Source organism: Novosphingobium sp. KACC 22771 (assembly GCF_028736195.1).
Taxonomy (GTDB): domain Bacteria; phylum Pseudomonadota; class Alphaproteobacteria; order Sphingomonadales; family Sphingomonadaceae; genus Novosphingobium.
Genome location: NZ_CP117881.1, coordinates 1,706,988 through 1,720,207, shown reverse-complemented (window position 1 = coordinate 1,720,207; position 13,220 = coordinate 1,706,988). Strand labels below are relative to the sequence as shown.

At 58.0% G+C, this 13,220-nt stretch carries 11 protein-coding genes; 7 read left to right on the top strand and 4 right to left on the bottom strand.

The genetic code is table 11. From position 1 onward, the window contains the following. The first annotated feature begins 46 nt into the window (after positions 1-46). Both PQ467_RS07895 and PQ467_RS07890 read left to right on the top strand, forming a co-directional pair. Positions 47-844: a winged helix-turn-helix domain-containing protein gene (locus tag PQ467_RS07895; RefSeq protein WP_274175944.1), complete on the top strand. Its 798-nt coding sequence runs from the start codon at positions 47-49 to the stop codon at positions 842-844. 105 nt (positions 845-949) lie between these two features. Beyond that, positions 950-1,471, top strand: a complete 522-nt coding sequence (locus PQ467_RS07890) for a hypothetical protein (protein WP_274175943.1) — start codon at positions 950-952, stop codon at positions 1,469-1,471. Positions 1,472-1,701: 230 nt separating this feature from the next. On the opposite strand, the gene PQ467_RS07885 is transcribed toward PQ467_RS07890, so the two are convergent. Beyond that, complete coding sequence (locus PQ467_RS07885) at positions 1,702-2,664, bottom strand: ATP-grasp fold amidoligase family protein (protein WP_274175942.1); 963 nt, start codon at positions 2,662-2,664, stop codon at positions 1,702-1,704. Between the two features lie 272 nt (positions 2,665-2,936). After that, the gene (locus tag PQ467_RS07880) at positions 2,937-3,482 is read right to left on the bottom strand and encodes a ribosome-inactivating family protein (RefSeq protein ID WP_274175941.1); all 546 of its coding nucleotides are present in this window, start codon (positions 3,480-3,482) and stop codon (positions 2,937-2,939) included. A gap of 488 nt (positions 3,483-3,970) precedes the next feature. Here PQ467_RS07880 and PQ467_RS07875 point away from each other — a divergent pair, with 488 nt between their 5' ends. From PQ467_RS07875 to PQ467_RS07855, 5 genes are all read left to right on the top strand, one after another. Then, complete coding sequence (locus PQ467_RS07875) at positions 3,971-5,323, top strand: tyrosine-type recombinase/integrase (RefSeq protein WP_274175940.1); 1,353 nt, start codon at positions 3,971-3,973, stop codon at positions 5,321-5,323. A gap of 171 nt (positions 5,324-5,494) precedes the next feature. Next, positions 5,495-6,199 (top strand): hypothetical protein, encoded by a 705-nt coding sequence (locus PQ467_RS07870; RefSeq protein WP_274175939.1) that lies wholly within the window; start codon positions 5,495-5,497, stop codon positions 6,197-6,199. Positions 6,200-6,233: 34 nt separating this feature from the next. Further along, complete coding sequence (locus PQ467_RS07865) at positions 6,234-6,437, top strand: helix-turn-helix transcriptional regulator (protein ID WP_274175938.1); 204 nt, start codon at positions 6,234-6,236, stop codon at positions 6,435-6,437. A gap of 177 nt (positions 6,438-6,614) precedes the next feature. Then, the gene (locus PQ467_RS07860) at positions 6,615-6,821 is read left to right on the top strand and encodes a hypothetical protein (protein ID WP_274175937.1); all 207 of its coding nucleotides are present in this window, start codon (positions 6,615-6,617) and stop codon (positions 6,819-6,821) included. After that, positions 6,818-8,872: a bifunctional DNA primase/polymerase gene (locus PQ467_RS07855; protein ID WP_274175936.1), complete on the top strand. Its 2,055-nt coding sequence runs from the start codon at positions 6,818-6,820 to the stop codon at positions 8,870-8,872. The genes PQ467_RS07860 and PQ467_RS07855 overlap by 4 nt, the downstream gene beginning before the upstream one ends. A gap of 326 nt (positions 8,873-9,198) precedes the next feature. Here PQ467_RS07855 and PQ467_RS07850 read toward each other — a convergent pair whose 3' ends face one another. Then, positions 9,199-10,056, bottom strand: a complete 858-nt coding sequence (locus PQ467_RS07850) for a restriction endonuclease (RefSeq protein ID WP_274175935.1) — start codon at positions 10,054-10,056, stop codon at positions 9,199-9,201. Positions 10,057-10,066: 10 nt separating this feature from the next. After that, positions 10,067-13,219, bottom strand: a complete 3,153-nt coding sequence (locus PQ467_RS07845) for a type I restriction endonuclease subunit R (RefSeq protein WP_274175934.1) — start codon at positions 13,217-13,219, stop codon at positions 10,067-10,069. Position 13,220 lies beyond the last annotated feature (1 nt).

The window sequence follows — 13,220 nt, the reverse complement described above, 5'->3', positions numbered from 1 at the left end:
CTTAGAAATCTCCCCCCGGTGTATAAGGGTTTAAACATAGGGGGTAATGGATGATGTCGACCGATCTGGCTCGGAGTGCGTGGTGATGCCCGCATCTCTCATGAAAACAGTGAGTGCGTTAGCGGGCGCAGAAAGCCATTTGGCCAATGGGGCAAGCACGGTCATCGGCGCCAACCAGATGAGCATCCGCTATCTGTCCTTCAGCGATCCCGCGCGCGCCAAACGCCATGAATGGCTGGCGCAGGTGTTCGAAGGTTTCGAGACCTTCGACTATGCGGAAAACGCAACGCGCTTTCTCTCGATAGCGCAGGACGATTTTGACGGCTTGATCGTGGGGTGCAACGATATCCGGCGGGCAACGCGGCTGCTCAAATTGAACATGGCGCTGCTGCGCGGCCGGATGAAGATTGTGCTGCTGACCGACAGCACGCCGTCGCGGCGCGCACAGATCGTCTCCGGCGGGTTTGACGATGCAATCGATATCGAACGGATTTCACCGCATGAGGGGATCGCCCGCATCCGCGCCATATGGGCCCGATATCAGGCCAGCATGCTGCGCGAGAGGAAGAAAGCCGATCTCGTCGCGCAAATCGACAGCCTTTGCGATGACCGTGTGTTGACCTTGCGTGAGGAGGCCGTCTTGACGACGCTGCTGGAAGGCATGGGCAGGCCGGTATCCTTGCGCACTCTGGCCAACAGCATCAGCGCGACGCACGAACCTGCAAGTGTGAACAGCCTGCGCGTGCTGATCAGCGGTTTGCGCCGCAAGCTGAGGCAAAACGTCAGCATCGTTTCCAACTCCGGCCAAGGCTACCTCCTTGCCATGGCCGACGCGGAGGGATGACACCGATCCAGTCGCATGCCTGAAATACGTGCCGGCCATGTCGAAACCACGCTTCTATTTATGTTCCGTGTTTAAATATACATAAAACAAAAAAATGGAGCATTTATGCCAGGGAGAAGAAAACTCGTCGATTTGGAAAAACTTGTTGATATTCTCTTTCAAGTTGTCAGCGAAGCAAAGGATTTTTCTGAGGCACCCAACGCCGAAGATGATCCCGATGATGACGGAAAGATAAATGAGCGATCGGATTGCGATGACGCTCGTGTGCTTAACTTCATAAAATACCAATATAAAATTCGCAGATTTCGTGAAAAGATATTTGATCAGGCAATTTTTTCCGAACCATCATGGGACATATTGCTGGAATTGTTCCGCGCCCATCTTGAAGGTGAGAATTTGAGCACCAAGAGCGTTTGCTTCGCCGCCTGCGTGCCGCCAACAACCGCTCTACGATACATCGATTTGCTTGAAATTCATGATCTTATTAAGCGGATACGCGGAAAATCAGATCATCGCATCACCTACATCATACTCTCCGACAAAGGGAAAAGTCTGATGAAAAGATACTATGAACTGGTCAACTGCAACTTGAAACCATTCTTCAATACGCAACCGAATATTCAATAGGTTGAATGCTGTCACAGCGGCTCTGGCGCCCCTTGGATCACAAGGAGCCCCTGCCCCGCCAACACCGCAGCAACCCGCCGGGAGTTTCCCCCGATCCCGCGCGGATCGCATCAGCGATGCAACTGCGCCCTCCCCCCAAAAGAACATGACGCTGCTGACCTGCCCGGACAGGCGGGACCACCTCGGCATTTTGCCTGAAGGAAAGCACGGCCCCCCGGCTTCCCTCGCTTTCAATTTGCCCCGAGCCGCCTGCCCAATGCCTTGCGGTAACGTTCCGTGAAGCCATATTTGGGCTGCTGGACGAACCAGGTAAGCCGGATATCCCAGTATTTCACCCAGTTCTTGTACAAGGCCGTGGTATCATAGTAGCCATAGCCGGGGAACGGCGACATTTCGCAGGCATAGGGCCTGTTATTGGCAATCATGAGGTCAACGCGAATGAAATCAATCCCGACAGACAGGTCCGCTGCTGCTTTGACCGCCTCGGCGTAGCCAACCGGAACCACGAAATCGAGAGGGAGCCAGTCGCGCTGGTAACCTGGTTCATGCATGATCGAGATGATGCGCTGGCCGTCTGCGGTGAAGTAGGCGATCCTCTCATCATCGGTCTTTTCCCCGATTGTAATGATCGCAAAATGGACCTGACCGTCGCAGCAAAAGAAATTAACATCGATCAGCGGGCCGTTTTCGTTGATAATGACTTCTTCACCGAAAACTTTTTGCGTGGGATTGGGCCAATACCGCCCGCCGTGCTTTTCGGTGTAGGGCGCAAGCAGCCATTCGCTCATTGTATCCTTGATGGAATCAGGGTCTTCAGGGTCAGCAGCGAGGAAAATGTTTTGATCGCATCCACTGTTTGCCTTGACGACAACCCCTGCGCGCAGGGCGTCGTGCGGCAGTTCGGAGACCGACGTCACCGACCACAGAGTGCGAGCAGCATCAAGGCCGGGCGCGCGCTCCTTCATCCATTCCTTGGCGGCCATTTTATCGCCAAAGAGATGAAACAACGGGTTTTGATCGAAGATCAGACGCCAAATGCGCTTTTCACGAAACCGGGTCGGAACGGCTATGTTGGGAATGGTTCGCTGCCGATAGGCCGTTCGTGCCATCCACATGGGGTGTCGAAGATAGACGCGTATGTTTATCATCAGGAGAACGAGAAAATCGCCACAAGATTCCCATAGTTTTTTCACAGCACCCATCCCCCCCGAAATTTCCAAGAGCGGGTTTACGTAAATGCCCGCATGGGCGCCCGCATCGCAGAAATTTCGTGGCAAGCAACCCCCATCCGAGGATCATTCAGGGCATTATGTCGACCTTGCCATGGCTCTTGGGGAAAAACGGCGGCAAACGTGCCATCTGCCCGTTGGTCAGCCGATACAGACGCGCATTCTCGACCTCCTTGCCGAGCATGAAGCGCGCATTGCCCGTAAAACTGTCGTCGGCCGCTCCGGCCCAGCCTCGCTCAGCCTTTGACGACCTGCACGGCCCACTGGTTCGTATGCTTGTCCCAGTCGAGGTCCGTGATCGGCTCATCGTTGATGATCTGAAGCATGACATCGGTAAAGCGCACGGCCTCGGAAAAACCAATCGCCAGCAGGGCGAATGTGCGCTTATGCTCATGGTCAGGCCCGGTCGAAACGCGGCCATGCCAGGCATTGCCCAACGCGCCATGCAGGGCGCCCAGATTGATCCGCCCCGGCACGCTCCGGTCGAACTCCAGTTCGCCATACTCATTTCCGAACTTGAATTTCTGGTGGGCGCGGATGTCATAGCCGCTGTTTTTGTGAATAAAGACCTGCTGGTCCCGGTTGCGCCAGCCTTCCAGATAGAGATCGTGGTTCTGATAAATGAGTTCAACCGGATATTGATCGTCCATAATCTTGAACGTGCTGTACCCGGTCTTCTTCGTCTTGGTCGGCTCGCGTTTGCCGATAACGCCATATTGATAATCGCACACCGTTGTCATGATGCCGATGATGTTCTTCTGGAAGCTGATCGAATCGAGCATCGCCACGCTCTCCCTGAAATGTTGAACCGACATTTCCAAGACAGACCGGTGATCCGGCCCTATTCAGGCGCAGGATGCGGGTCTGCGTGGTATTTTGCAAGCCATTCCCCCCTTGATGAACCGCCGGAGCGACGATTGGCCGTCGCGAATTCCCGATGATCGTGAGTGACCGCCTGATTTGGCCGATCGGGTGTATTTTCATGGATTGCCGAGGCACCAATAGCGCTTTGGCGGAAATCTCATTTCGCCAAGCTCAGATATCAAAATGCAGAAATGCCAATTTTGATAAAAAAATGGTGCACCCGACGGGATTCGAACCCACGCTCCTCAGATTAGGAATTAGAGGTTTAAAAGCGGGCAGCGCAAAGCCGTGCTACAATAACCCTATTATTTAAGCTACTTCTATAATCACTGACCATCACAAATCATCCTTGATATGATTCAATCTGATGCCTATCTGATGCCTATAGATAGCGTGGGTATCAGAGATGGCAAAGGCACCAATCACAAAGCGCACCGTTGACGCAGCAAAGCCAGCCGAAGCTGAGTATGTGGTGTGGGACGACGGCGGGAAGGAAACCATCAAAGGCTTCGGCCTCAAGGTGACACCGGCTGGCGGCAAAATTTACATCTTCCAGTATCGCCTGGCCCGCGTCGGGCAGGCAGACAAAACCGCGCCACGCAAATACACCATCGGCAAACACGGTGAACTGACGCCCGATCAGGCCCGCAGCCGTGCAAAAGAACTGGCCATGATGGTGGCCCAGGGAATCGACCCCCGGCAGAGGGAGTTGGATCTTGTGGCTGCGCAGGATGAGGCAAAACATGCCGCAGAACAGAAGGCGAGGCTTGAGGGCGAACTGGCCTTCGAGAAAGTGGCCGAGCGCTGGCTTGAACATTACGAGGATGAGAAAGGGCGCCGCCCCCGTACTGTCGATCAGGCCAAGCATGTCGTGAACGCCCATCTGTTACCGGCATTGAAGGGCAAGCCCCTGCCCCACATCACCCGCACCGATCTGCAACTCATCATCGACGGCATTCCCGTTAAGCACCGTGCCAGCCGCTTGGCGGTCTATGCTTACGCTTCTGTTCTCTTCCGCTGGGCAATGGAGCGCGGCGAGATCATCGATAACCCTGTGCGCCTGATGGCCAAGCCCTCAGCGCCAGAGGCGCGCGACCGCGTTCTGACCGATGATGAGCTGGTAGCTATCTGGAAGGCCGCCAGTTCGTTGCGCGACCCGTTTGGTCCCTACTTCCAGTTGCTGATGTTGACCGGTCAGCGCCGCGAGGAAGTTGCCTCCATGAACTGGGCGGAACTTGATCGCTCTTCCTCTATGTGGGTCATCCCTGCAAACAAGGCCAAGAATGGCGTTGCCCATATGGTTCCCCTAGCCCCCCGCATAATCGTGGAACTGGATCGGCTGGCACTGATCGAACAGAACAAGGCCAAGGCTGATGAGCCCGCCGCCGAACGATGGCCGAAAGCTGGGTCAGTTATCTCACTCAGGGGCAAACAGCCCCTCACCTGCTATTCACGCGCCAAGCGACAGCTTGATGAGGCGACGGAGGCGGGAACAGTTAGTCCTTGGCGCGTGCATGATCTGCGCCGCACCCTAGCCACCGGCCTGCAACGGCTGGGCGTGCGGTTTGAGGTGACCGAAGCGGTGCTAAACCATGTGTCCGGGGCCCGCTCAGGAGTCGCAGGTATTTACCAACGGCACGACTGGAAGGACGAAAAGCGATCAGCGATGGAAGCATGGGGACGCCACCTAACTGCCATCCTGAACCCAATTCACGAGACCAACGTGGTATCGATCAGCGAGGCCAAGCAGAGCGCTTAACGATACTGAATTGGACCTCTAAGTCAGCATCTTGTCACATCACTAAATCGCCCCGTTAGATTTGATCTTGAGGGAACACAAAACGCAGCACCTTGGGATGACATTGCCATGCCATCCATCGCCCGATATCATCTAACATTTCCTAATGACTTTTGATGTTCAGGGCGGCTTATGACCAAGAAGGATGTAGTAGATTGGCAAAGGCTCGAGCCTTACATCAGGCGTCGCCCCGCCACGACGGACTGCAAGCTTGCGCTAGACGAGCTTCATGCAAATTTGACAGCGACGTCTATTTTTTATCAAAGAAGTGATCTCGAGGGTCAACGGCATGCTGTTGCCAGATCCATAGAATTGACAATAGATTTTCTGAACAGCCAGGGCTTTCCCCCGCTAATCCTCGACACTCTAAAGCGTGTCGAAAGGTGTCTCTTCGAGATCGATGACAATCGAAGAGATCCCCTGTTTTCTGCAAAGCAAAAGGCTGGAAGGCCAAACCGGACATTTGCAGATGACGCCAGAGCCTCAGTGTTGGTGGTTCTTGCAAATCTTTGGCTCATGGCAACCGAGGAGGAGGAAGGAACGCAGGAATCGAAGTTGAAGCGGGCCGCCCGAGCCATGACCGGAACCTGGTTTGGATCAGTGAGCTATAACGAATTGAAGTCGGCACGCGAGCGCTTCTCAAGTTGTGCGAAGGACGACCGGCTACGAGGGCTCGTTAGGGTCAACTATGATGTGCTGGGAGTGAGATTTGAAAACCTTTCTCCGACTGAAGCCTTTCACGCGAGTGTTAAATATTTCAATGACTTACCAAGATACGGCCATATGCACGGCACAAACTTGAAAACCCCACCTTTTTCTCCGGCGGAGGAAACCTGAGCAAACACCCTCCAACATAGTGAGGTGTTTAACAATGCTCGAAAATGTTCTGAAAACCACGCAGGCTGCACGGTATGTCGGCCTGAGCAAGCCGACGTTGGAACGATACCGTACGATGGGTGGCGGCCCACGGTATCTCAAGCTTGGCAAGGCAGTGCGCTACCGGACAGAAGATCTTGATATATGGATGGCCATCCGTCTTGTGAACTCCACCAGTGAAACGGTGAAGCCGCGCTAATGGCTGAACTTAAAACCCCCACCGCTAAGGGCGGCAGGGGCGTGGAATGTTTTACAGACGCTTCCAAGGCCCCAATTAGCACCATCGCCATGCAGGCGCAATTTCTTGCAGCCCGCTTTGCACTTCCCCTTGAAACCGCAACAACCGTTGCGACTCTAGCCTTCGGGGGTGCGCATCGTGGCTAACCCCTTCCTCGACCACCGCGCCGCCGCCTGCTATTTTCTGACCGTGCCGCCCTTTGAGGTAGGGGAAGGCCCGTTGTACGGTGGCCTCGCATTGCGGCGGGCTCCAGTCGCCGACAAGCAAGAAAACTGGCCAAGCACCCTGTTGCAGCGCTATGGCCTGCCCCAATATGGCCTCAAGGCCATAGAGGTTGCGCTATGACCGCACCCGATCTGCTGGCCGCTGCGCTCGACTATGCCGACAAGGGCTTGCCAGTGTTTCCCTGCCACAGCGAGAACAAGCGCCCTTTGACGCCAAACAGCTTCTATGATGCCAGCACCGACCGTGCAACCGTAGCGGATTGGTGGAAGCGCTGGCCCACGGCCATGATTGGTTTGCCGACCGGCACGGTCTCCGGCGTTTGGGTTCTCGACATCGACGACCCCGACGCCTTCGCGGCCAAAGCGCCTCCGCTCCCGATCACCCGCAAGGCGATCACCGGCAAGGGCTTTCATCTCTACTGGCGGCATGAAGGCGGCGAGGTGCGCAATGCACAGCGTCACCCGAAACGCGGCTGGCCCTTTCCTGATCTGCCAGGGGCCGAGGTGCGCGGCGATGGGGGTTATGTGATTTTGCCGCCATCGCGCCACCCGTCCGGGCGCTTGTATGAATGGGCAGATGATGGCGACCCTATCCCCGCGCCTGCCGATCTGCTGCGCCTGATGCACCGGCAGAGCGACAATTGCCATGAAATCCCCACGCAAGACCGCCCGGCGCATTTACCGCGCCTTGGGGGTGCTGATTCACCTTATGGCCTCGCCGCGCTTCAGCGGGAATCTGAAGCGATTTTGCGGGCAGGCAATGGGGAGCAGGAAAGCGCCTTGAATGAAGCCGCGTTGAAAATCGGCGCGCTGGCGGCGGGGGGTGAGTTGTCTATTTCCACCGCCAAGGCGCGCTTGATAGGCGCGGGCCTAGCCATGCGAAGCTATGACACCCGTAACGCTTGGACGGCAGCGGCGATTGCCGACAAGGTGGAGCGCGGACTTTCCGATGGTGCCACTTCCCCGAGATCTGCGCCGCCGCGCGAATATCGGGATGCCGCATTCGCCGATGGCAGGGATGCAGCCAGCTATGATCCAGCAACAGACGATCTGCACCCGCTGCCGACGCGCGAACCGGCAGAGGAAAGTGGCGATATTGAACCACTAGACCTTGCCTCCCTCGCAACTATCGAACCGCGCCCTAAAAGCTTTGTCATTCCCGCCCTTGCGCCAGCCGGTGAAGTTACCCTGTTCACAGGCCCCGGCAGCGCGGGCAAAAGCCTGTGGGCGCAGCAGGTCGCGACCGCTCTGGCTGCCGGCGTGCCAACGCTTGGCCTCGATATGGGGCAGGCCTCGGCAATCTATCTGACATGCGAGGATGATCCAGAGCAGTTGCATTGGCGGCAAGCCCATATCTGCAAAGCCCTCGGCCTATCTATGGCCAGCCTTGCAGGCCGCCTCTACCTGGCCAGCTTGCGCGGGCATCTCGACAATGCTTTGGGCGTGATGGATATTAAGGGTGGCTTTACCCTCTCCAAATCCTATTACCGCCTAGCCGCGTTTATCAAGCGCACGGGGGCCAAGCTGGTGGCGCTCGACAATCTCGCCCACCTCTACACCGGAAACGAAAACGATCGTGGCGAGGTGACGCAGTTTAATAACGCCCTCAATCGGCTGGCCGGTGAAAGCGGCGCGGCCATCATCCTGCTTGGCCACACTAACAAGGCGTTCAACCGTGGCGACACTCAAGGGAACGGACATTCCGGCAGCACAGCATGGGTGAATGCGGTACGCTCTCAATTTGTGCTGGAGCATGACACCAAAACCGATCTGCGCACAGTGACAGTCGGCAAGGCGAATTACGCCCGCAAGGGTAAAGCAATGCGTTTTGCGTGGCAGGATTGGGCCTTTGTGCTGGAGCGCGACTTATCACCCGACCGCGCCGCCGCCTTGGACGATGTTGCAAAAGTCAATGGCGAGAATGCTGCTTTCCTGCGCTGCCTAGAGGTTTGCACCAAGCAGCGCCGCAACGCCTCCCACCAACCCGGAAGCAACTATGCGCCCAAGATGTTTGCAGGGATGCCAGAGGCAGAAGGGATAAAGTCCGCGGGCTTTGCCGCTGCGCTCGAACGCCTGCTGCATATCGGGCAAATTGAGCTGGATGTGGAACTATGGCGCAGCAGCAACCGCAAGTGGAGGCGAGGCATTCGTGCCACTGATGCTGCTCAATGATGCCTGCGCGCGCCTGCGCCAAAGGTCAAACTCTGCGCCTCCCCCCTTGCGCCGCCCCCCTGCGCCATACGCGCGCACCTAATGAGCAAACCCGCAGAAAACCTTGCCTCCAGCTGCGCCATAGGTGCGTCCTCCCCCCCTTTATATAAATATAAGGGCGCGGGGCTTTCAGACCCGCCACCCGCGCCTATTTCGAAAACGATGAACTTTCTCATCACAATCTTGAATTTGATCACCAACAAAGTTTGAGCAAGTTGACGCAACTTGACATTGCGGCCTTCATACCGACCAATATCACCGCCGAAAATAAGTTCATCACACCATTATCAGATGTCCGCAAAGAACTCCGGCAGGACGGTGACCTCCTCGGTTCGCACCTCACGGACCGCGACGCCCAACTGACGTTCCTTGAGTAACTGACACAGCGCCTCACCGTCAATAAGGTCGATAGCCGGTGCGCCATCGCGGGTTGCCTCGCGGCGGGCATCTGCTGTGAAAGTCCCGGTAGTGATAATGAGGCCTTTGTCCGCCCTGCCTTGCATCGCGCCACGAAAATCACGGACGGTGCCAGCCGAAACTGAGCCCGCATAGCGCTTGCACTGGAACAGCACCTGGAACGAAATCAGGTTCATGCGGAGCACGCCAGAACCGTCGATCCCGCCATCGCCTGACTTGCCGGTGACCTCAACGCGGACAAAGCCGCTTTCGCGCAGAAGCCGTTGGGCCAGCCGCTCGAAGGCGTCAGGCTGCATGGTCTTCAACTGCGACAGCAACAGGTCGGCCCAGTCCTTTTGCTCGTCAGCAGTTTCTTCCTCTCCTAGCTCGGCAACCGCCTGCTCAGCCTTCTTCAAGGCGTTATGCGCGGCAACAGCTATACGAACCTGCGCCTTCAACTGCGCCTCGGTGTCGTCCGCTGCATGACGCCCCGCATCCGTCAGCACCCAGAGCCCAACACCGCCGCTCTCCAACAGGCCTGCCAGCTTCAGGTAGCTACGTGCCCAAGACATACGAGGATCGACGATCAATGCGCCGCTCGCATAGGTCGCGTCTAATTGATCCTGCGTAAGCCCCATCACCTCGATAAGCTTTTCGCGGATTTCGCCATTCGTCCCAGACCCGCCCAGATCACGGATGACCTTAAGTGTCGGCAGCATGAAATCGGTGTATTTGGGAAGCTCGGCCATAACCATCCTCTCAGGAATACCGCTGCGTCACGAACTCCCACACCCGGTCAACCTTGGCGTTCCATAGGTCGTCCGGGTAGGGCTCCTGTGGCAAATCATTCAGCGCCAGCTTGATCTCGCGCTTCACTTGCCCCCGCGTTTCCTGACTGCGCAGCCAATCGACAGACGCCACAGCCTCGGTCAGCTTGGCCAGCAACTGCTTGGCGATCTTCTTGACCTCGACCTCCTGCGCATCGGTGAGCTTCGGCTCAGGCGTCGTCAGAAGGTCATAAAGCGCCAGTTCCGCCCCCGTCAGCCCCAGTCGGGCGGCACGGTGCTCTTCCTCCGTCATCTCGCCGATGAAGGCCTTGAGCTGGTCGAACAGACGCTCAACGTCGATGGCCCCGGTGTTATAGAGTTCGATCAGCTTTTCCAACCGCTCCACAAGATGCACGCGGGTCGGGTTTTCTTCCGCCAGTTGGCGCGCCTGCTCCTCGGCCTCCTCGCGCAACTTCTCAGTCGCCACCTTAGGACTGACCTCGAACAGCTTGGCGAGCTTGTCAAAGTCGATCCCCGACAGGTCCACTCTACCCTCTGCCGTATCGCCCGTGACGATGGGGGCCAGGATGGCAACGCCTTCGATCTTCTCGTCCAACAGTTCGGCAATGCGCGCCTGAATGGCGGAGATGTCCACCGGCCCCAGCTTGGCCCGCACCGCCTCGGCAAGCGTGTGCATAATGGCAACCGGCTTCAGGAAGGGCGCGGCGCGCTCGTCGGGCAGCAGCGCCTTGTAGGCCTTGGTCACCTCAGCGGTTCGCCGGAAGAACTCGCCTCGTACCTCATCGGGGCTGACAAGCGCCTCGACGCCCGCGCCAATCAGCTTGAGCCGCGCCAATGGCTCCGCCGCCAGCATCGCCAGCGTGTCCACCTTATTGGCCAGGGCGAAATCATGCGCAGACTTCAGAGCGACGTTCAACGCTTCAACCAGAGCCGCCTTGTCCTCAATGGGCTTCTTGCCCTCTTCTCCGGCTGCGCCCTTGCCACCACCAGCGTAAACCGCCAGTGCCTTCTGCAGGTTGTTGAAGACCCCCACGTAATCCACGATCACGCCCGAGGTCTTCCCCGCTGCCTTGCGGTTGGCGCGGGCGATGGTCTGCATCAGCGTGTGGTTCTTCATCGGCTTGTCGAGATAGACCGTGCCGATGGAGGGAACGTCAAAGCCGGTGATCCACATGGCGCAGACGAACACCAACCGCAGCGGATCCTTGGCATCCTTGAACTTGGCCTCGATGTCCTCCGTCTGCATCCGCTTGCGGTGGGGCAAAATATCCAGCCCCTTCTTCGCCAAGTCGTCGATCTCATTCTGGCTCTGGCTGACCACCACCGCCATGTCGAGTTCACGCAGCCATGCCAGCCGCTCGGCAATCGCCGCGCCCTCGGCCTCGTGGGCGGTTTTCAGCTTGACCTCATCCTCAGCAATCAGCCGCGCCACCGATGCTTTCACGCGGTCATACATGGCCACAGCGGTCGCCTTGTCGATGGCCACGAACATGGCCTTGCCGCGATAGCCCCGCTGGGAGAAATGCAGCGCCACGTCATCCGCCACCTTGTCCAGTCGGTCCGGGTTAGTGATCAGCGTATATTGTCGGGCAAACTCACGATCAAGCCGTGCCGCCTGCGCATCGTCTAGATCGGCATCCTCCAGCAAGGCGTCCAGCTCATCCTGCAGGGCCTCCTTGTCGAGCTGCAACTCCGGCTTACGCGCCTCGTAATAGAGCGGCACCGTGGCCCCGTCCTTCACCGACTGGGCAAAGTCATAGATCGACACGTAATCGCCAAACACCTCACGGGTGCGGCTGTCCGCCCCCTTGATCAACGGCGTGCCGGTAAACCCGATGAAGGCCGCATTGGGCAGCGCCGACCGCATATTCAGCGCCAGCGTGTCATACTGGCTACGGTGGGCCTCATCCGTGATGACAATGATGTCCGACCTTTCCGACAGCACCGGCATCGGCTCACGGTCGGCGGTCGAGAACTTCTGGATCAGCGTGAAGACATAGCGTTCATTGCCCGCCAGCAGCTCCCGCAGATGATCCCGGCTTCCCGCCTGCGCATTCTGGATGTCCTTGGTCAACGCGCCAGCCGACTTGAACTGCGCCGCGATCTGGTCGTCCAGTTCCGTCCGGTCGGTCACCACCACAAAAGTGTAGTTGCCCCCCAGCCGCCGCAGCACCTTCTCGGCAAACATCACCATCGACAGGCTCTTGCCCGACCCCTGCGTGTGCCAGAACACGCCCAGCTTGCCCTTGTTGGCCTCGATATGGCGTACCGCCTCGATGGCGCGATTCACGCCCAAAACCTGATGGTATTTGCCCACCACCTTGCGCAGCCCATCGCGGGCCTCGTCAAACAGCACGAAGTTCTCGATCAGGTCGAGGAAGCGTTCCGGCTGGCATGTGGCGCGCAGCAGTGTTTCGAGGCTGGGGTCATCCGGCCCGTCCTCGTCCAGCTTCTTCCAGGGCGCGTAGATCTCGAAGGGGGCATGCGCCGCCCCCATCACCGTCTCCAGCCCATTCGACAGGATTACAAAGCCGTTGCCGTGGAAGATCTGGGGGATGGTATCGCGGTAATCGCGGATGTTGTCGTGATAGGCGCTGGCCAGTGATTTGGTCGGGGCCTTCCATTCGGCCAGCAGCAGCGGCAGACCATTGACGAAGCCGATGGTGTCGGGGCGGCGCTTGTGCAGCAGGCCGTGCACCCACACCTGATTGGCGATCACGAAGTCATTGTTGCGCGCATCCTTCCAGTCGATCACGCGCACGCGGTGGTCGTCATAGCCGCCCTTATCGTTCTTCACCTGCACCTGCACGCCATCGACCACCAGCGCGATCACTTCACGGTTGGCGGCAACGGGGGACAGGGCGGAGCGGTCTTGCGTCAGGCGCGCTTCTGCCGCCTCGATGGCGGACAACGGCAGGTCGGGGTTGAGCTTGAGCAGAGCGGCACGCAGGCGGGCGGGCAGGTGCGGCTGGGCAAAGCTGGTGCGGCCTGTGGGGCTCGCTGGCCCCGGCTGTTCGGCCATCAGGTTGATCGGCGTCCAGCCCAGTTCTGCCAGCAGGGCCAGCGCAGGCTTTTCCACCGCGCCCTCTTCGGACGCCATAACACCGCTCAACGAAGGGGCCATC

Excerpts from the sequence above, each read along its gene's own strand:
- PQ467_RS07875 (WP_274175940.1), top strand. The coding sequence starts at position 3,971 with ATGGCAAAGGCACCAATCACAAAGCGCACCGTTGACGCAGCAAAGCCA.
- PQ467_RS07890 (WP_274175943.1), top strand. The coding sequence starts at position 950 with ATGCCAGGGAGAAGAAAACTCGTCGATTTGGAAAAACTTGTTGATATT.
- PQ467_RS07845 (WP_274175934.1), bottom strand. The coding sequence starts at position 13,219 with ATGGCCCCTTCGTTGAGCGGTGTTATGGCGTCCGAAGAGGGCGCGGTG.
- PQ467_RS07850 (WP_274175935.1), bottom strand. The coding sequence starts at position 10,056 with ATGGCCGAGCTTCCCAAATACACCGATTTCATGCTGCCGACACTTAAG.
- PQ467_RS07880 (WP_274175941.1), bottom strand. The coding sequence starts at position 3,482 with ATGCTCGATTCGATCAGCTTCCAGAAGAACATCATCGGCATCATGACA.
- PQ467_RS07865 (WP_274175938.1), top strand. The coding sequence starts at position 6,234 with ATGCTCGAAAATGTTCTGAAAACCACGCAGGCTGCACGGTATGTCGGC.
- PQ467_RS07870 (WP_274175939.1), top strand. The coding sequence starts at position 5,495 with ATGACCAAGAAGGATGTAGTAGATTGGCAAAGGCTCGAGCCTTACATC.
- PQ467_RS07895 (WP_274175944.1), top strand. The coding sequence starts at position 47 with ATGGATGATGTCGACCGATCTGGCTCGGAGTGCGTGGTGATGCCCGCA.
- PQ467_RS07855 (WP_274175936.1), top strand. The coding sequence starts at position 6,818 with ATGACCGCACCCGATCTGCTGGCCGCTGCGCTCGACTATGCCGACAAG.